General features: G+C 71.3%; 14 protein-coding genes and 2 pseudogenes. 8 read left to right on the top strand and 8 right to left on the bottom strand.

Annotation, left to right across the window (positions count from 1 at the left end):
* Positions 1-196 precede the first annotated feature (196 nt).
* The 6 genes from QQK26_RS10045 to arfA all read left to right on the top strand — a co-directional run bounded on the left by QQK26_RS10045 (position 197) and on the right by arfA (position 7,723).
* On the top strand, positions 197-1,519 hold the full coding sequence (locus QQK26_RS10045; protein WP_284232298.1) for a mechanosensitive ion channel family protein: 1,323 nt from the start codon (positions 197-199) through the stop codon (positions 1,517-1,519).
* 31 nt (positions 1,520-1,550) lie between these two features.
* Positions 1,551-2,555 carry a LacI family DNA-binding transcriptional regulator gene (locus QQK26_RS10040; RefSeq protein WP_284232297.1) on the top strand — a complete coding sequence of 335 codons (1,005 nt, stop codon included), beginning with the start codon at positions 1,551-1,553 and terminating at the stop codon, positions 2,553-2,555.
* Between the two features lie 370 nt (positions 2,556-2,925).
* The gene (locus QQK26_RS10035) at positions 2,926-4,311 is read left to right on the top strand and encodes an extracellular solute-binding protein (RefSeq protein WP_348520008.1); all 1,386 of its coding nucleotides are present in this window, start codon (positions 2,926-2,928) and stop codon (positions 4,309-4,311) included.
* 17 nt (positions 4,312-4,328) lie between these two features.
* A complete protein-coding gene (locus QQK26_RS10030) occupies positions 4,329-5,264 on the top strand; it encodes a carbohydrate ABC transporter permease (protein ID WP_284232296.1) in 936 nt (311 codons plus the stop codon).
* A 1-nt stretch (position 5,265) separates the two neighbouring features.
* Entirely contained in the window at positions 5,266-6,150 is an 885-nt protein-coding gene (locus QQK26_RS10025) for a carbohydrate ABC transporter permease (protein ID WP_284232294.1), read from the top strand.
* Positions 6,151-6,196: 46 nt separating this feature from the next.
* A complete protein-coding gene (gene arfA / locus QQK26_RS10020; protein ID WP_284232292.1) occupies positions 6,197-7,723 on the top strand; it encodes an arabinosylfuranosidase ArfA in 1,527 nt (508 codons plus the stop codon).
* 61 nt (positions 7,724-7,784) lie between these two features.
* On the opposite strand, the gene QQK26_RS10015 is transcribed toward arfA, so the two are convergent.
* Complete coding sequence (locus tag QQK26_RS10015; RefSeq protein ID WP_284232290.1) at positions 7,785-9,224, bottom strand: carboxylesterase family protein; 1,440 nt, start codon at positions 9,222-9,224, stop codon at positions 7,785-7,787.
* 415 nt (positions 9,225-9,639) lie between these two features.
* Positions 9,640-10,521 (bottom strand): annotated as a pseudogene (locus QQK26_RS10010) (MFS transporter); the annotation flags it as partial.
* On the opposite strand from QQK26_RS10010, the gene QQK26_RS10005 reads away from it, so the two are divergent.
* The gene (locus tag QQK26_RS10005) at positions 10,498-11,277 is read left to right on the top strand and encodes a GntR family transcriptional regulator (protein WP_348520050.1); all 780 of its coding nucleotides are present in this window, start codon (positions 10,498-10,500) and stop codon (positions 11,275-11,277) included. The pseudogene QQK26_RS10010 and the gene QQK26_RS10005 overlap by 24 nt on opposite strands.
* Positions 11,278-11,289: 12 nt before the next feature.
* Here QQK26_RS10005 and QQK26_RS10000 read toward each other — a convergent pair whose 3' ends face one another.
* The 5 genes from QQK26_RS10000 to QQK26_RS09980 all read right to left on the bottom strand — a co-directional run bounded on the left by QQK26_RS10000 (position 11,290) and on the right by QQK26_RS09980 (position 15,886).
* Positions 11,290-12,693 (bottom strand): APC family permease, encoded by a 1,404-nt coding sequence (locus QQK26_RS10000; RefSeq protein WP_284232288.1) that lies wholly within the window; start codon positions 12,691-12,693, stop codon positions 11,290-11,292.
* Positions 12,694-12,767: 74 nt separating this feature from the next.
* Positions 12,768-13,232: a DUF3817 domain-containing protein gene (locus QQK26_RS09995; protein ID WP_284232286.1), complete on the bottom strand. Its 465-nt coding sequence runs from the start codon at positions 13,230-13,232 to the stop codon at positions 12,768-12,770.
* A complete protein-coding gene (purQ, locus tag QQK26_RS09990; RefSeq protein WP_284234549.1) occupies positions 13,232-13,939 on the bottom strand; it encodes a phosphoribosylformylglycinamidine synthase subunit PurQ in 708 nt (235 codons plus the stop codon). Before purQ ends, QQK26_RS09995 begins: the two co-directional genes overlap by 1 nt.
* Positions 13,939-14,187, bottom strand: a complete 249-nt coding sequence (gene purS / locus QQK26_RS09985) for a phosphoribosylformylglycinamidine synthase subunit PurS (RefSeq protein WP_284232284.1) — start codon at positions 14,185-14,187, stop codon at positions 13,939-13,941. Before purS ends, purQ begins: the two co-directional genes overlap by 1 nt.
* A 310-nt stretch (positions 14,188-14,497) precedes the next feature.
* Complete coding sequence (locus QQK26_RS09980) at positions 14,498-15,886, bottom strand: glucose-6-phosphate dehydrogenase (protein ID WP_284232282.1); 1,389 nt, start codon at positions 15,884-15,886, stop codon at positions 14,498-14,500.
* A gap of 292 nt (positions 15,887-16,178) precedes the next feature.
* Between QQK26_RS09980 and QQK26_RS09975 the strand changes: the two genes are divergently transcribed.
* On the top strand, positions 16,179-16,472 hold the full coding sequence (locus tag QQK26_RS09975) for a hypothetical protein (RefSeq protein WP_284232280.1): 294 nt from the start codon (positions 16,179-16,181) through the stop codon (positions 16,470-16,472).
* Positions 16,473-16,548: 76 nt separating this feature from the next.
* Here QQK26_RS09975 and QQK26_RS09970 read toward each other — a convergent pair.
* Positions 16,549-17,459 (bottom strand): annotated as a pseudogene (locus tag QQK26_RS09970) (VOC family protein).
* Between the last annotated feature and the right edge of the window lie 263 nt (positions 17,460-17,722).

Genomic DNA, 17,722 nt, shown 5'->3' with positions numbered 1-17,722 from the left:
ACCCGCGCAGAGACCCGTGAGCGGATGCGCAGCGCCGGCCGACGAGATGCCGCCGCCCAAATACCGTGGTGCGTTCCCGAGGGGCCCGCGGATGTGCCCCGCCACCTGATCCGCATCCGCCACGGCACCATCGAGCGGCACCGCCCCGAGCGGCACCGCCGGCCCGCGGGAGCGGAGCGCCCCCGGAGGTCCGTCCTTGCCGTTCGCCCTGCAGTCCTGGCCGTCGTTCGCCATCGCCGTCGTGGCCGCCGTCGTGCTCGCCTTCGCGATCGGGGCGCTGTCGGCGGCACCGATCCACCTCCTCGCGAAGCGACGCGGATGGACGCACGACCCCGCCGCCTCGTTGCGGCGCCCCTTCCGCATCCTCGTGCTGGTCGTGCTGCTATGGATCGCGCTCAGCGCGACCCTCCCCATCCGCGACGACGAGGGGCGCCCCTTCGGCATCGACCACGTCGCGCTCATCGTCACGATCGTCACGGCGGCCTGGCTGCTCAGCGCGGTGGTGGCGTCGGGGTTCCGCCAGGTGCTGGGGCGCTATCCGCTCGACGTCGTCGACAACCGCGTCGCCCGCCGCGTGCACACGCAGCTCAATCTGCTCAACCGCATCGCCGTGGTCGTCATCTGGGTGCTGGCCCTCGGCAGCGTGCTGCTCACCTTCCCCGGCGTCTCGGCGGTCGGCACCAGCCTGCTGGCCTCCGCGGGCCTCGTCTCCGTCGTGGCCGGCCTCGCGGCGCAGTCGACGCTCGCGAACGTGTTCGCGGGGTTCCAGCTGGCGTTCTCCGACGCCATCCGCGTCGACGACGTCGTGATCGCCGAGGGGCAGTGGGGCAAGATCGAGGAGATCACGCTCACCTACGTCGTGGTGCATCTGTGGGACGACCGCCGCCTCGTCCTCCCCTCCACCTACTTCACGACGACCCCGTTCGAGAACTGGACCCGCCGCAGCAGCGAGCTGCTCGGCGCCGTGGAGATCGACCTCGACTGGCGCATCGACCCCGACGGCATGCGTGAGCGCCTCGACGAGGTGCTCGAGGGCACCGACCTCTGGGATGGCCGCACCAAGGTGCTGCAGCTGACGGATGCCACGAACGGCTACGTGCGCGTGCGCGTGCTGGTGACGGCGAAGGATGCGGGAACGCTCTTCGACCTGCGCTGCCTGGTGCGCGAGCAGCTGGTCGCCTGGATCCACAGCCGCAACCCCGCCGCGATGCCCCGCACGCGGCTGGAGCAGGCCGAGGACCCCCGGGTGGCGCCCGTCACGGTCGACGTGGAGGAGCAGACCACCGGACCCGCCGCGGACGAGCAGCGCGCCGTCACCGCGCCCGTGCCGGTCGTCGAGGAGCGGACGCCGTCCGGGCAGATCAAGCACCAGGGCCTCTTCACCGGCAGTGAGGAAGCGGAGCGCCGCGCCGAGCTGTTCACGAGCTCGATCCCCCTCCCGCATGCGGATGATGACGACGACTCGCGCATCGCGTCCGAGGAGATCACCGTCGACCATCGAGGGCGCGGCGACGGCTGAGCCCGCGACCCGCCGCCGCTAGCCTGGCCGGATGAGGGCCACGGTCAAGGACGTCGCGCAGCGCGCGGGCGTATCGCCGAAGACCGTCTCGAACGTGATCAACGGAACGGTCTTCGTGCGCGAGGAGACCCGCGAGCGGGTGCTCGCCGCGCTCAGCGAGCTCGACTATGTGCCCAACCTCAGCGCACGAGGACTGCGCAACGGCCGGTCCGGCGTGATCGCCCTGGCGCTGCCCGATCTCACCACCGCGTACAGCGCCGAGACCGCCGCGGCCTTCGTCGAGCTGGCGCACGAGCGCGGATGGGGCGTGCAGATCGAGCAGACGGGTGCCGAGCCGCAGCGCGAGGCGGAGCTCGTCTCCCGGGCGCGGGCGCAGCTGGTCGACGGCCTCGTGCTCAACCCGGTACGTCTCGCGGAGAGCGCGATCGTCACGGGCGTGCAGCTGCCGCCCGTGGTGCTGATCGGCGAGGTGCAGCAGGATCTCGTCGACTCGGTGTCGGTCGACAGCGCCGGCGCCGCCCGCGAGATGACGGAGGCCCTCATCGCCCGCGGGCACCGACGCATCCTGGCCCTCGGCAGCGCTGGTCGCGACTTCGACATCGCCTCGGCCCGCCTGCGCACCGAGGGCTACCGCCAGGCGCTCGCCGAGGCCGGCTTGCCGAACGATCCGGCCCTCGAGGCCGAGGTCGTGCACTGGACGCCGGCGAACGCGGCGCAGGTGCTGCGCGAGCACGTGCAGCGGCACGGCCTGCCCGACGCGGTCTTCGCCTTCACCGACTCGATGGCCCTCGGTGTGCTGCACGAGCTGTGGCGGATGGGGGTCCGCGTGCCCGACGTCGTCGTGGTGGCGGGCTTCGACGACGTCGTCGAGGGCCGATTCGGTGTGCCCCCGCTCAGCACGGTCGCGTTCGACAAGCGCGCCTTCGCGGCGGCGGCGCTCGAGCTGCTCGAGCGCCGCATCCTCGACCGCGACGCACCGCGCGCCGCCCGCTTCGTGCCCCATCACCTGGAGTTCCGCGCCAGCACGGGCGACTGACCGCCGCCTCCAGTCTGTCCGGCGCTGCCCCACCCTGCTCCGCCCGTCCCCGTCCCCCTCCCTCGCCTCCCGGCCCTCGTCCCTCCGGCCTCAGCCTCCCGGCCCTCGCCCCCTCTGTGACGAAAGGACGGAGATCCGGCTCGCTCGGACCCTGGACTGCGGCGTGTCGTGCGGGTGCAGCGCTTGACGTGGTCAGATCTCCGTCATTTCGCGCGGCGACGTGGGCGGGGCGATGCGCTAGCAGTGGCAGCAGGGCGAGCAGCGTGAGCAGTGTGAGCAGTGTGAGCAGTGTGAGCAGTGTGAGCAGTGCGAGCAGCATCAGCAACACGAGCGACTCCGGGGCTTGACGTGCGATTACAACGATGTAATCGTGGAGGCGGTTGCTGGCCGGACCGGGCTCGACGAGGTGCCCGGCTTCACGAAGGAGTGCAGCGATGGCACCACCGATCCCGCACGACGGGCCCCTGCTCGGCCGCCGCACCCTGCTGCTCGGCGCCGCCGCCGGGCTCGCAGCCCTCGGCCTCGCGAGCTGCGCGAGCCCCGGCGCCGCGAGCGGCGCGATCCCGCTCAAGTTCTGGCACCTGCTCTCCGGCGGCGACGGCCGCACCATGGCCGACCTCGTCGCCCGCGCCAACGCGGCCAACCCCACGTTCGACGTCACCCAGACCGTGCTCACCTGGGGTCCGCCGTACTACACGAAGCTCGCCATGGCCTCGGCGGGGGTCGCGCGCCCGACCTGGCGATCATCCACGCGGCGCGCCTGCCCGGCTACGCCCCGGGCGGCCTGCTCGACCCCTGGGATCTCGACCTGCTCGCCGAGTTCGGCGTGCGCCGCGAGGACTTCGGCGACCGGGTGTGGGAGTCGGGCACCTTCGACGGCGACGTGTACTCGATCGCGCTCGACTCGCATCCGTTCATCCTGTTCTACAACACCGATCACGCCGCGGCCGCGGGCCTCATGGAGGGCGATCGGATGCGCCAGCCGACGAGCCCCGACGACTTCCTCGACATGGTCACGGCCATGAAGGAGGCCAGCGGCGGCAGCGGCCTCTCCTACGGCTACGTCAACGACGGCGCCCAGATGTGGCGGCTCTGGTACACGCTCTACCTGCAGCAGGGCGGCGTGATGGAGCTGCCGATCGGCGGTGAGGCGCGCATCGACGACGAGCCGGCGGTCGAGGCGTTCCGCTTCATCCAGCAGCTCGTCGACCCGAGCCGCGGCGTGCCGAACGCCGACATCCAGACCGCGCTGGCGGAGTTCATCAGCGGCGACAGCGGCATGCTGCTCTCGGGTGTCTGGGAGCTGCCGAGCCTGCAGGCCGCGGGCCTGCCGATCGACGCCATGCCGATCCCGAACCTCTACGGCACCCCGGCCGCCTACGCCGACTCGCACGCCTTCGTGCTGCCGCACCAGAACGACGTCGACGAGGATGCGCGCCGCGAGGTCTACCGCTTCGTCGCCGAGATCCTCAAGGACTCCTTCGACTGGGCCGGCGCCGGGCACGTGCCGGCCTACCTGCCGGTCACCGAGGATCCGGCGTACGCCGACCTCCTGCCGCAGGCGAACTACGCCGCCGTCGCCGAGATCATCAACTACGACCCGCCCGCCTGGTTCACCGGCAGCGGCTCCGACTTCCAGAGCCTCTTCGCCGAGAACCTGCAGCCCGTGCTGCTCGCCGGCGCCGATCCGCAGGCGGGCATCGACCGCTTCCGCGCGGCGCTGGACGAGCTCCTCGGCAAGCCCAACCCGGTCTGAGCGCAAGGGAGCCTCGGATGACCACCACCGCAACGCAGCGCCCGCCGGCCACGGCGCCGGCACCCGGCAAGCCCGCGCCGAGACGGCCCAGGCGCCGCGACGGCCTCGCCGGCTGGGGCTTCTTCGCCCCCTTCGGCGTGCTCTTCGCCGTCTTCATGCTCTGGCCGATCGGCCACGGCCTGTACCTGAGCTTCACCGACCAGTCGCTCACCGGCTCCGGCGGCGACCTCGTCGGCTTCGCCAACTACCTCGAGGCCTTCGCCGAGGCCGAGATGTGGCAGTCGATCGGCAACACGCTCTGGTTCACGCTGCTCTCGACCGTGCCGCTCGTGCTCATCGCGCTCGTGATGGCGCTGCTCGTCGAGCAGGGGCTGCCCGGCAAGTGGCTGTGGCGGCTGGCGTTCTTCATGCCGTACCTGCTGGCCTCCACGGTCGTGTCGCTCATCTGGATCTGGCTGTTCAACCCGCAGCTCGGCGCCATCAACTCGGTGCTCACGGGCATCGGCCTGCCCGCGCAGCCCTGGCTGCAGGACCCGTCGCTGTCGATGGTGTCGATCGTGATCGCCACGATCTGGTGGACCGTCGGCTTCAACTTCCTGCTCTACATCGCCGCGATCCAGGGCATCCCCGACCAGCACTACGAGGCGGCCTCGCTCGACGGCGCGGGCAAGTGGCGCCAGCTCTTCTCGATCACGCTGCCGCAGCTCGCGCCGACCACCGTCGTGGTCGTGATCCTGCAGGTGCTGGCCTCGCTCAAGGTGTTCGACCAGATCTACCAGATGATGAACCAGGTGGTCACGCCGTCGACGCAGTCGGCGATCGTGTACATCTTCGACTCCGGCTTCACCGGCTATAGGTTCGGCTACGCCTCCGCCGTGTCGTACATCTTCTTCGCCGTCGTGCTCCTCGTCTCGCTCGTGCAGTTCCGCATCACGGCCCGGAAGGGGAGCTGAGATGACCGTAGCGATCCCGCGGAGGGACTCCATCCGCCGCCCCGGCAAGCCGGGGGAGAAGCGCTACGGCGCCGGGCGCATCGCCGCCTTCGCCGTGCTCGTCGTGCTGGCCGTCAGCTGGCTGCTGCCGATCGCCTGGGCCGTCGCCACCTCGCTGCAGACGGAGGCGGATGCGGGCAGCGCCCCCGTGAGCTGGATCGGCGAGAGCGGGGTCACCTTCGCCGCGTACGCCAAGCTCCTCGCCGAGGGCAACGTGCCGCTCTGGGCGGTCAACAGCGTGCTGAGCTCGGTGGCGATCACCCTCATCACGGTCGGCACCAGCGCGATGGCCGCCTACGCCTTCTCGCGGCTCGACTTCCGCGGCCGCACGTGGCTCTACGCCGTCTCGATCGCCTCGATCATGGTGCCGCCGCAGGTGCTGATCATCCCGCTCTACTACCAGATGCTCGCCTTCAACATGGTCGACACCTACTGGGGCCTGATCCTGCCGCAGGTCATCGCGCCGGCGATGGTGTTCATCCTCAAGAAGTTCTTCGACCAGCTGCCGGTGGAGCTCGAGGAGGCCGCCCGCGTCGACGGAGCCAGCCGGCTTCGGGTGTTCTGGTCGATCGTGCTGCCGCTGTCGCGGCCGATCCTCGCGGCGGTGTCGATCTTCGTGTTCATCGGCGCCTGGAACAACTTCCTCTGGCCGTTCCTCGTCATCAACGACACGACCCTCATGACGCTGCCGGTCGGGCTGCAGACCGTCAAGAGCGCCTTCGGCGTGCAGTACGCCGAGAACATGGCGATGTCGATCCTGGCCGCGCTGCCGCTCATCGTGCTGTTCCTCTTCTTCCAGCGCCAGATCATCAAGGGCATCGCGACCACCGGCTTCGGCGGCACGTGATCCCGGCCATCCACCCCCATCCGCTCGTCAACGCATCAGGAGAGACATGACCACCCGCATCACCGCCGACCGCGACTTCACGCTGGGGGAGGTGCCGCGCCGCCTCTTCGGCTCCTTCGTGGAGCACATGGGCCGCTGCGTCTACACCGGCATCTACGAGCCAGGCCACCCCGAGGCGGACGAGCGCGGCTTCCGCAAGGACGTGCTCGCGCTCACCAAGGAGCTCGGCGCGACGGTCGTGCGCTATCCCGGCGGCAACTTCGTCTCCGGCTACAACTGGGAGGACGGCGTCGGCCCGAACCGGCCCCGCCGCCTCGACGGCGCCTGGCACTCGATCGAGACCAACGCCTTCGGCCTGCACGAGTTCGTCGACTGGGCGCGCGTCGCCGACGTCGAGGTCATGGAGGCCGTGAACCTGGGCACCCGCGGCGTCGACGCGGCCCGCGAGCTCGTCGAGTACGCGAACCACCCCGGCGGCACCGAGCTGAGCGACCGCCGCATCGCCAACGGTGCGAAGGACCCCTTCGACATCAAGCTCTGGTGCCTCGGCAACGAGCTCGACGGCCCGTGGCAGATCGGACACAAGACGGCCGCGGAGTACGGACGCCTGGCCCTCGAGACCGCGAAGGCCATGCGCTACGTCGACGACAGCCTCGAGCTCGTCGCCGTCGGCAGCTCGAACCGCGCGATGCCCACCTTCGGCGCCTGGGAGCACGAGGTGCTCACCCACGCGTACAGCGAGGTCGACTACATCTCGATGCACGCCTACTACCAGGAGCACGACGGCGACGCGACGAGCTTCCTCGCCAGCGCCGTCGACATGGACCGCTTCATCGAGGAGGTCGTCTCGACCGTCGACGCCGTGAAGGCGGCGGGCAAGCACCGCAAGCGCGTCGACATCTCCTTCGACGAGTGGAACGTCTGGTACCAGCGCGGTCTCGACAGCGACGATCAGCCGCACCAGGTCTCGAAGGGCTGGCAGGTGCATCCGCGGGTCATCGAGGACCGCTACAACGTGACGGATGCGGTCGTCGTCGGCACCTTCCTGAACTCGCTGCTGCGCCACGGCGACCGCGTCAAGATCGCCAATCAGGCCCAGCTCGTCAACGTGATCGCGCCCATCCGCAGCGAGGAGAACGGGCCGGCCTGGCGTCAGACGATCTTCTGGCCGTTCGCCCGCACCGCCGAGCTCGCCCGCGGCGAGATCCTGCGCCTCGCCGTCGACACCCCGGTGCACGACACGGCGCAGCACGGCGACGCCCCGCTCATCGACGCCGCGGCGACCTGGGACGAGGAGCACGGACGCCTGGCGCTGTTCATCGCGAACCGCTCGCAGGAGGCGAGCGAGGCGGTCGAGCTGCAGCTGCGCGGCCTCGAGGGCTCGCGCGTGACCCGCGCCGAGGTGCTCACGATCCCCGAGGGCGGCGACCGCTTCACCGCCAACGACCTCGACGCGCAGGATGCGGTGGGCCTAGTGCCGCTGCGCGACGTGGCGATCGACGGGTCGAAGCTCTCGGCGCAGCTGCCGGCCCTGTCGTGGGCCGTCATCGAGATCGAGGTCGCGAAGGTCTGACCGCGCGCCGGAGCGGATGAGCGCCCCGACCCTCTCGGAGGGGCGGGGCGCTCGTCTCGATTCACGGTCGTTCCACGCCGTCCCAGCGACGCAAGATGGCCGCGTAGGCATCACCGGCGGGCTGACGCAGCTCGCCGACGCCGTTCGCGATGCTCGCCTCGGGCGGGCAGGCTGCCCAGCCCGGATCGCCCTGCGTGGCGAAGTCGAGCAGCGCGGCGGCGATGCGCTCGTCGCGCGCGATCGCGGCCGGGGTCGCCTCGGGCCAGTGCTTGCCGATCAGGGCCGGAACGTCCAGCGCGTGACCGGCGGGCACTCCGTCGACCGTGCCGATCATCTGCAGGTAGGCGGTGCCGCCGGCAGCGCTCTGCGCCGACGCCAGGCGCGCCGCCGGCAGCCGGTAGATGTAGTCGCTGAGCACCGCTGCGCGCAATGGGCCGGGGGCGGTGCCGGGGTGCTCGCGCGCGACCTCGTCGACGATGCCGCGGGCGCGGTCCGGCTCGACGCCCCAGGAGACGACCTCCTGCACGATCGCCTCGACGTCGCTTGGATCGAAGGTGGCCGCGGCCATCTCGCGGAAGAGCGCGATCTCGTCCTGTAACGACGACACCAGCAGCGGGATGCGGGCGAGGGCGCCGTCACGCACCGCTCGGGCGGGGTGCCCCGAGAGCACCGGGTCGCTTGCCTCGTGATCGTCGACGACGCCGAAGGCGCGCGGCACGGGGCCGTTGCGCACGCCGATGTCGGTGGCGAGCACCGAGCCCTGCGCGGCGACCAGCTCGGCGGCGTCGACCTCGAGCAGTCGCGCTGGGTCGTCCGGCGCCAGCGCCGCCCGGATGCCGTCGCCCATCGCGCGCGCGGTCGCCAGCGGCAGGATGCGCGAGGCGCCCGCCGAGAAGATCGCGAGGCGGGCGAAGAGCCCGCGCGCCGCCGGCGCGGCCGCGAGAGCCGTGGCGAGGAAGCCGCCGGCGCTCTCGCCGACGACGGTCACCGCATCCGCATCGCCCCCGAAGCGGTCGATCTCGCGCCGCACCCACTCGAGCGCGGCGATGACATCGCGCAGGCCGAGGTTGCTCGCGGCGGGGTGCCCGAGGTGGTCGAGGGTGAGGAAGCCGAGCGCGCCGACCCGGTAGTTGAAGGAGACCACGACGGCACGGCCGGTCGCGGCGATCAACGAGCCGTCGGCGACCCAGCTCGAGCCCGAGCCGTGCTCGAAACCGCCGCCGTACACGTTGACGATGACGGGCAGCGCAGCCTCGTCGCGGTCGGCCGGCGCCCACACGTTGAGGTAGCCGCTGCGCTCGGCCGGGGCTGCGCCGAGCGGCTGGTTCGGGTCCTCGACCTGGTAGGGCGCGGCGCCGTAGACGTCGTACCGCGGCTCGAGATCGAGGTCGAGCAGGCGCGGGCCTGCGAAGCGCTCCGAGGTCGCGAACTCGATGCCGAGCCACGAATCGACGCCCTCCACGCGGAGGCCCCGAGGCGGGATGCGCCGCTCGGCGGTCATCGCGGCTGCGCCTCGGCGAGCTCCCCTCGCCGGCAGCCGAGGTGCTCGCATCGCCCTTGACGACCTCGCGGGGCAGGCGGCGGGCCGAGCGCAGCGCGACGACGAGCAGACCGAAGCAGACGATGAAGATGGCGACGTTGATGACGAACGACGGCGCGTAGCTCGCGGTGCCGGTGACGATCACCCCGTGAACGTACACGCCGGCGGCGTTGGCGAGCGAGCCGGCCATGAGCAGCGGGCCGAGGATCTTGCTGTACTCAGCGGCGCCGAAGGCGTTGCGCACGAGCACGACGACGGCGGTGAGGTTGATCGCCTGGCCCATGCCGCTGGCGAAGCTGGCGACCGAGAGCGGCAACTGGTCGGCGAAGAGGAAGAGGCCGCCCCAGCCGAAGATCGCTATGCCGGTGAAGATCGCGATCGCGACGAACGGGCTCAGGTGGTCGAGCGCCGCGCCGATGACGAACTTGCCCACCGAGGCGCCCAGCAGCAGCAGCGAGAAGATGCTCGCCGCGACGGTGAGCGCGATGCCGGTGCTGGTCAGGTAGGTCGGCACATGCTGCACGAGCGATCCGGCGAACTGGAACAGCACGCCGGCGATGAGGAAGGCGAAGAACGGCACGCTGCGCACTGCGCGGCGGAAGGACACCCCGCTGAAGGCGATCGACTGGGAGGTCGTCTCGAGCGAGGGGTCGTAGCCGAAGGGGCGCTGCGCGCCGGTGGGGCGGAGCTTGGTGACGAAGAAGGTGAAGGGCAGGAGCGCGACCAGCACGATGACGCCGGTGATGATGTAGGCCTGGCGCCAGCCCTGGTCGGCGATGATCGCGCCGACGATGGGGCTGAACACCGAGCCGCCGACCGCGGTCATCGCGCCGGCGATGCCGGTGACGAGGCCGAGGTGCTTCTCGAACCAGTTGCCGAGCAGGATCGGCACGGAGAGCATGATCGCGACGGCCTTGGTGACGCCGAGCACGAGGTTCGCGCCGTAGAGCAGGTAGACGCTCTCCGCGCCGGCCGAGACGAAGTACGCGATCGCGGTGAGCACCACCATGATCGACAGGAACAGCTTGAGGTTGATGCGCTCGAACAGCGGCGAGGCGACGCCGAGGGCGATGGCGCCCGCGACGCCCGAGACGGTGCTCATGAGCGAGATCGAGGCGAGGTCGACGCCCAGCTCCTCGCTGAGCGGGCCCCAGTAGATGCTCGCCGTGTTGACCGTCAGGCCGAAGCCGACGAAGGAGATGACGCAGGCGGCCGCGAAGACCAACCAGGCGAAATGGGGTCGTCGGGATGCAGTCATGACGCGGTATCTCCTTTGATGATGCGCTCGTTCCCGCGATTCGGGGAGCAGCGGCCGGAGCCAGTGTACGCACTGCGGACAATGCGGACAACAGGAGGGTCGGGAGGAGCCCTGTGGAAGGATGGGCCCGTGACACCCGACGTCATCGCCGACCGCATCGCACAGGCCATCCGCGACGGCGAGTACCCCAGCGGAGCCGGTCTCGTGCAGGAGGACCTGGCCAAGCGCTTCGGCGTGAGCCGCAATCCCGTGCGGGAGGCGCTGCGTCTGCTGGAAGCGCGCGGCGTGGTCACCATCCGGGGCGGTGAAGGCGCCACCGTGCGTGCGCTGTCCCAGGACGATCTCGACGAGATCTACGCCCTGCGCATCGCGATCGAGCCGACGATCGCCGCCGCGGTGGTCGACGGCAGCACCAAGCGGTCGATCGATCGCCTCGAGCAGCAGGCCGAGGCGATGCGCCGGCTCGACGACGACGTCGAGTGGATGCGTCGCAACTTCGACTTCCATGTGGCGCTCTACGAACTGGCGGAGCGGCCGCGTACTGCATCCGTGCTCACCGAGCTCCTGGCCGCCACGCAGCCGTATTCGCGCAGGAACATCCACCAGCTCGGCGGCCGGGAGCAGGCCGACATCGACCACGGCGACATGGTCGCGGCGCTGCGCGCCGGCGACGGCGATGCCCTCGCCGCGTGCCTCGTGCGCCACCTCGAGATCGCGGTGGAACGCCTCAAGTCGATCGATGAGCCGCCCGCCTGACCGGTGCCCCGGTCAGCGCACCGGCGACTCCGATGCCACGACCCCGCGGCGCCGGTTGTCGATGAAGGTGACCAGCCACAGCAGCACGCCCAGCACGAGCAGCCCGCCGGCGAGGGCGTACTGCTCGGCGCCGCGGCCCGAGCTGACCGGCAGCACGAGCCAGAGGCACGCCACGGCGCCGATGATCGGCAGGATGCGGCCGGCTCGGAAGTGCGCGTGGTCGACCCGGTCGCGCCGCAGCACGAGCACCGCGATGTTGACCACCGCGAAGACGCTGAGCAGCAGCAGCGAGGTGGTGCCGCCGAGCACCGCGACGATGGGCGACTCGGGCGAGAGCGAGACCCAGGCGATGAGCGCGAGCGACAGCGCCGTGGTGAAGACGATGGCGGTGTACGGGCTCTGCCGCTTCGGGTGCACCTTGCCGAGGAACGCCGGCAGCACGCCCTGGCGGCTCATGCCGTAGAGCAGCCGCGAGGCCATCATCATGTTGATGAGCGCCGAGTTGGCGACCGCGAACATCGAGATGAAGGGCAGGATCTGCCCGATGGGGAAGCCGGGCGCGGCGGTCTGGACGACCGTGACGAGCGGCGTCTCGTTGTCCGCAAGCTCGCCGATCGGCACGATCGCGACCGCGCAGATCGAGACGAGCACGTAGATCACCGCGGTGATACCGAGGCCGGTGAGCATGACCTTCGGGAAGATCCTCACCGGGTCTTTCGTCTCCTCGGCCATGTTGACGCTGTCCTCGAAGCCGACCATCGCGAAGAACGCGAGGCTCGTCGCGGTGCTCACCGCGAGCAGCAGGTGCTTGTCGCCGGGTGTCTCGAAGAGCACGACCCTCGACAGATCCGCGTCGCCGCCGGCGATCGCCCAGAAGCCGATGAGGATCACCATCACCAGACCGCTGAGCTCCACGAGGGTGAGCACGACGTTCGCCCCGACGCTCTCGCTCACGCCGCGGAAGTTGACCGCCATGACCAGCAGCATGAAGCCCATCGCGATGAGCATCACGGCGGTGTTCGGCAGCTCGAGCCCGAAGCCGACGCCGAGGTTGGCGGCGAAGGCCTGCGAAGCGGTCGAGGCGCTCGTGATGCCCGAGCACATCACGATGAAGCAGGTGAGGAAGGTGACGAAGTGGACGCCGAACGCCTTGTGCACGTAGAGCGCCGCGCCCGCCGTCTGCGGGTACTTCGTCACGAGCTCGAGGTACGAGAAGGCCGTCATGAGCGCGACGGCGAAGGCGACGAGGAAGGGCAGCCACGCGGCACCGCCGACCTCCGCGGCCACCTGCCCGGTCAGCGCGTAGACGCCCGTGCCGAGGATGTCCCCGACGATGAAGAGCAGCAGCAGCTTCGGGCCGATCGCGCGCTTCAGCTGCGGCTGCGCGTCCCTGTCCTTGACGGTCGACGACGACATGAGGACCTCCTCGTGGCGGTGGTCCTCATCCTGCGCCCGCCCGCATCCGCTCGCATCGGGCTCCGAGCAGCGGCTCAGCCTCCGGGCGGGCCGATCACGAGCAGAGCGGCGGTCACGCCGACGACACCGCCGACGACCACGGTCGCGAGCAGCCACGGGCGCGCCAGCCACCAGCGCAGGAACCGGTCGAGCGGATGCGCGTCGCGCGGATCGTCCGTCGCCTCCGTGCGCCAGCCCCCGGCGAGCATGCCGCGGCGCTCGAGCAGCACGTCGGCGACGATCGTCACGTACGGCGGCAGCGCGCTGAGCGCGACGAGCGCGATGCGGCCGAGACCCCAGCGCTGGTTGAGGCCGACGATGACGGTGACCACGACGAAGGCCAGGAACACGAAGCCGTGGGCGAGGCCGACCGCGAAGAAGAACGGCACCTCCTGCTGCGCGAGGTAGCGCAGGCCCATGGCGAGGAGCAGGCCGCTCCACGTGATCGCCTCGAGGATCGAGACGATGCGGAAGACCTGCTTGGGGCTGAGGAGGTGCATCAGGCGGGCTGCAGCGCGCGCTCGATCACCGAGCGGAACATCACCAGGCCGTCGACGCCCGACTTCATGGCCGCATCCGTGTCCGGTCCGAAGCCCGCCTCGACGGCATGCTCGGGGTGCGGCATGAGGCCCACGACGTTGCCGCGCTCGTTGGTGAGCCCGGCGATGTCGGCGAGCGAACCGTTCGGGTTGACTCCGCCGGCGTAGCGGAAGGCCACCAGGCCCTCGCCCTCGATCCGCTTCAGCGTCTCGTCGTCGGCGATGAAGTTGCCGTCGGCGTTCTTCATCGGGATCACGATCTCCTGGCCGGCCTCGTAGCCGGAGGTCCACGCGGTGCCGTTGTTCTCGACGCGCAGCACCTGGTCGCGGCGGATGAACTGCTGGTGGGCGTTGCGGATGAGGCCGCCGGGCAGCAGATGCGCCTCGACGAGCATCTGGAAGCCGTTGCAGATGCCGAGCACGGGCAGGCCCTTGCCGGCGGCCGCGACGACCTCGGTCATGATCGCGGCGCGGGCCGCGATGGCGCCCGCGCGCAGGTAGTCGCCGTAGCTGAAGCCGCCGGGGAGCACGACCGCGTCGACGCCCTGCAGGTCGTGGTCGCCGTGCCAGAGCGGCACGGCCTCGGCGCCGGCGATGCGCGCGGCGCGCTGCGCGTCGCGGTCGTCGAGCGAGCCGGGGAAGGTGACGACGCCGATGCGCATCGCGATCAGTCCACGACCGTGATCGCGACGACGTCCTCGATCACATCGTTGCTGAGCAGGGTCGCGGCGATCTCGCGCACCTCGGCGAGCACGGCCTCGTCGGCCGGACCGTCGACGGCCAGCTCGAAGCGCTTGCCGATGCGCACATCCGTGAAGCGGGTCGAGCCCTGGCGGCCCAGGGCGCCTGCGACGGCCTTGCCCTGGGGGTCCAGCAGTTCGGCCTTGGGCATGACGTCGACGACGATGGTGGGCACCGGTGAGCTCCGTAGAAGGGGTAGGGGCGGCGGGACGGGGTCAGTCTATCCGGCGGCCGGCGCGCCCGCCCGCCCCGCCCGCGCCGCGCCGGACGCCCCGCCCCGCGTCGCCCGCCCGCGTCGCCGGAGGCATCGAGTTGCCGCGAATGGCTGGATCGAGTCGCTCGTGGCAGCCGTTCGCGGCAACTCGGTTTGCGGCAACTGCGGTTCGCGCCAACTCGGCTCGCGCCAACTTCGGTTCGCGGCAACTCGACTTGCGCCGACTCGGCTTGCGCCACCCCGGTCCGCGGCGACCGGGCCGCACGAGGTGCTAGGCCGTGACGACGAGGCTGTCGTCGAAGCCGTCGCTGCCGGCCGGGTACTCCTGCAGCGGCACCCCGCCGGAGTGGAAGGCCTCGAGCACCGGCTCGATGATCGCCCAGCAGCGCTCGGCCGCATCCGCACGCACGCTGAGGCGCAGGTCGCCGTCGAGCGCCGCCACCAGCACCTGGCCGTACGGCAGCAGCGGGCTCACCGCGGGGTCCGCCGCGGCGACGGCGGCCACGGGTGCGAACGGGTCGGGCGCGCCGTGCAGCGCGACGCCGATGCGCACGCCGCCCTCGTCGCCCAGGTTGATGCGGATGCGGCCGGGGCGCACCTCCGCGAGTCCCTCGAGCGGTTCGGGCGCCCGCAGCAGCAGGTCGATGTGCCGGCTCGGGCTGCCGATGCCCTTGCCCGAGCGCAGCACGAACGGCACGCCCTTCCAGCGCTCGGTGCGCACCTCGACCTCGAGCTCGGCGAGGGTCTCGGTGCCGCGCGAGGCGTCCACCCCGTCCTCGTCGGCGTAGGAGGGGATGTCGCGGCCGTTGCTCGTGCCCGCCGTGTAGCGGCCACGGCGGCTGGCCGCGGCCGGGTCGTCGCCCGGGTAGCCGACGGCGTCGAGCGCGGCGATGACCGCGTCGCGCAGGCCGTCGGCGTCGAGCCGCTCCGGGCGCTCCATCGCGACCAGGCCGAGCAGCTGCAGCAGGTGGCTCTGGTGCATGTCGGCGAGGGCGCCGGTCTTGTCGTAGAAGTCGGCGCGGCCCTCGAGGGCGATCGACTCGTCGTCGACGATCTCGACGCGCTCGATGTGCTCGGCGTTCCAGATCGCCTCGAGCGCGCGACCGCCGAAGCGCAGCGGCAGCACGTCGAGCGCCGGACCCATGCCGAGGAAGTGGTCGACGCGGAAGACCCGCTCCTCGGGCGCCACCTTGAGGATCTGCTCGTTCAGGCTGCGTGCCGACTCGAGCGAGTCGCCGAAGGGCTTCTCGGCGACGATGCGCAGGTCCTCGGGCGGGCCGACCTCGAGCAGGGCGTCGAGGATGCTCGCGGTCGCCCCCGGCGGCAGCGCCAGGTAGAGCACCGGCTCGCCCTCGACGGCGTCGAGCAGTTCGCGCAGCTGCTCGGGCTTCGCCGGGTCGGCGGTGCGCGCCTCATCGTGCTCGAGCAGCTCGTGCAGGCGGCCCTTGGGCAGACCCGCGTTCTCGCTGGCGCGCTCGAGCAGCGACGCCCAGGCCCCCTCCTCCCACGCGTGCCGTGAGGTGCCGATCAGGCGCACGCGCCGCCCGCCGTCGCGATCGCGGTCGCGCTCCAGCAGCGAGGCCAGGCCGGGCAGGAGGAGGCGCTCGGCGAGGTCGCCGCTCGCGCCCGCGACGATGAGGGTCTGCTGCTTCGAAGTCATGCCCTCACGCTAGGCGAGCGGATGCGGGCCGGATCGGACGCACGGCTCATTTTGCGCAAGCGGGGCGCGGGGTATCAGGCCGCCCGGTCCGAGCGTCACGACCCGCCCCGAGACGTGCCGCGGGACTCTACGGTCCGCGCAAGGCGGCTGCCGACACTGGGAGGCCCCTGCCAGGAAGTGGAACCCCCAGTTCGCGGGCACATCATATTGCCACCCTCGAGGCCACCCGATCGTTCGGTCTCATGGCGTCCCCGACGACGCCCAGGGGTGAGATGGGCAAGGGAGTACGACGATGACGAGCATTCTGGAACCCGTCCGCACGAGGGCGCCCCGCCCCCGTCGCAAGGACGTCCGCGAGGAGGCGCAGAGCAGCGCAGCCTGGACCACGCCCGAGGGCGAGCTGCTGCTGGAGAAGCTCGAGACCGGTGTGTACCGCCTCGGCTCCGACGATGGTGTGCGCGGCTTCGTCGAGCAGGCCGGCAAGGTCTACGTGGTGCTGCACGGCGCCGTCTACGCGACCGCGGTCGAGGTGGGGCAGAAGCTCGACTTCGACGAGGCGGTGGAGCTGCTGCGCGAGCTCAGCTGAGCGCAGGTGCGGCGGAGGGCCCGGGCGATGCCCGGGCCCTCCGCCGTGCGCGGGGGCCTCTCGTCGTGCGCGGGGGTCAGGGTGTCGGCAGCGGCAGCGGCTGCGGCTGCGGGCTGTCCGCGGGATCGACGCCGGCGACGGCGACCGTGACGAGGTTCCGCCACGGATCGTCGAAGCGGAGGGTCTCGCCGTCGTGCCGGGTCTGCACGCCGTGGGCGCGCATCCGCTCGTCCACCGCCAGCACGTCCTCGGTGGTCGGCACCAGGATCGACACCTGGCCGAGGCCCAGGGCGGGGTGCGGTCGCCCGCGCCGCGGCTCTGCCAGGTGTTCATGCCGATGTGGTGGTGGTACCGGCCGGCGGCGATGAAGCTGGCCTGGTCGCCGAAGCGGGTCATCCGCTCGAAGCCCAGGGCGTCGACGTAGAAGGCCTCGGCGGTGGCGATGTCGCCGACCTTGAGGTGCACGTGGCCGACCTGCGCCTGGCCGCCGCGGATCGCGTCGAGCGCCCTCGCGTCGCCCTCGGCGGCGTTCGCGCCGACCTCGCTGAGGTGCTCGCGAAGGAAGCCGTTGGGGTCGAGCGGCAGGGTCGCCATCGCGATCCGGCTGCCGTCCCACTGCCACTCGTCCCGCGGGCGGTCCCAGTAGAGCTCGACCCCGTTGCCCTCGGGATCGTCGAAGTAGAAGGCCTTGCTGACCAGGTGGTCGCTCGACCCGGTGAAGGACTGGCCGAACTTCGTGGCGACGGAGTAGACGGCCGCCGCGAGCTCGGCCTCGGTGGCGAAGAGCACGGCGGTGTGGAAGAGCCCGGCCGCGCTGCGGGGCGCGTGCTTGAGGGCGGGCGCGTGCTCGAGACGCAGGCTCGCGACGCCGCCGCGGCCCAGCACGGTGTGCGCGACGCCCTGCTCGAGCACCTCCAGGTTGACGCCGCGCTCGTAGTAGGCGGTCATGCGGTCGAGGTTCTCGACGAGCAGGGTCACGCGGCCCATGCTGGTGCGCGGATCGAGGAGGTCCTGGGTGCTCATGGTCTCCGCAACATGCTTGAGCGCTCAACTATTCCGAACCCGGGCGCACGGGCGCAGTCGCGGTCCGCGCGCTGCGGTGTCACTTTCGGCGGCGCCGCGCGATTCCGGCCGCGGAACTCGACACCGCTGCGCGTGCATCGAGATCGAACGCCCACGGCGGCCGCCTTCCGGTGTCGCTTCCGAGGGTGCCGGGCTGCGGCGACCGCAGAGTCCGACACCGGCACCGG

Source organism: Arenivirga flava (assembly GCF_030161575.1).
In the GTDB taxonomy this organism is placed as follows: domain Bacteria; phylum Actinomycetota; class Actinomycetes; order Actinomycetales; family Microbacteriaceae; genus Arenivirga; species Arenivirga flava.
This window is presented reverse-complemented; position numbering and strand designations above follow the sequence as displayed.

Coding starts and splice junctions, on each gene's coding strand:
- QQK26_RS09995 (WP_284232286.1), bottom strand. CDS start 13,232: ATGCACCTCCTCAGCCCCAAGCAGGTCTTCCGCATCGTCTCGATCCTC.
- QQK26_RS09975 (WP_284232280.1), top strand. CDS start 16,179: ATGACGAGCATTCTGGAACCCGTCCGCACGAGGGCGCCCCGCCCCCGT.
- arfA (WP_284232292.1), top strand. CDS start 6,197: ATGACCACCCGCATCACCGCCGACCGCGACTTCACGCTGGGGGAGGTG.
- QQK26_RS10005 (WP_348520050.1), top strand. CDS start 10,498: ATGGGGTCGTCGGGATGCAGTCATGACGCGGTATCTCCTTTGATGATG.
- QQK26_RS10025 (WP_284232294.1), top strand. CDS start 5,266: ATGACCGTAGCGATCCCGCGGAGGGACTCCATCCGCCGCCCCGGCAAG.
- QQK26_RS10000 (WP_284232288.1), bottom strand. CDS start 12,693: ATGTCGTCGTCGACCGTCAAGGACAGGGACGCGCAGCCGCAGCTGAAG.
- QQK26_RS10040 (WP_284232297.1), top strand. CDS start 1,551: ATGAGGGCCACGGTCAAGGACGTCGCGCAGCGCGCGGGCGTATCGCCG.
- QQK26_RS10015 (WP_284232290.1), bottom strand. CDS start 9,224: ATGACCGCCGAGCGGCGCATCCCGCCTCGGGGCCTCCGCGTGGAGGGC.
- QQK26_RS10030 (WP_284232296.1), top strand. CDS start 4,329: ATGACCACCACCGCAACGCAGCGCCCGCCGGCCACGGCGCCGGCACCC.
- QQK26_RS09980 (WP_284232282.1), bottom strand. CDS start 15,886: ATGACTTCGAAGCAGCAGACCCTCATCGTCGCGGGCGCGAGCGGCGAC.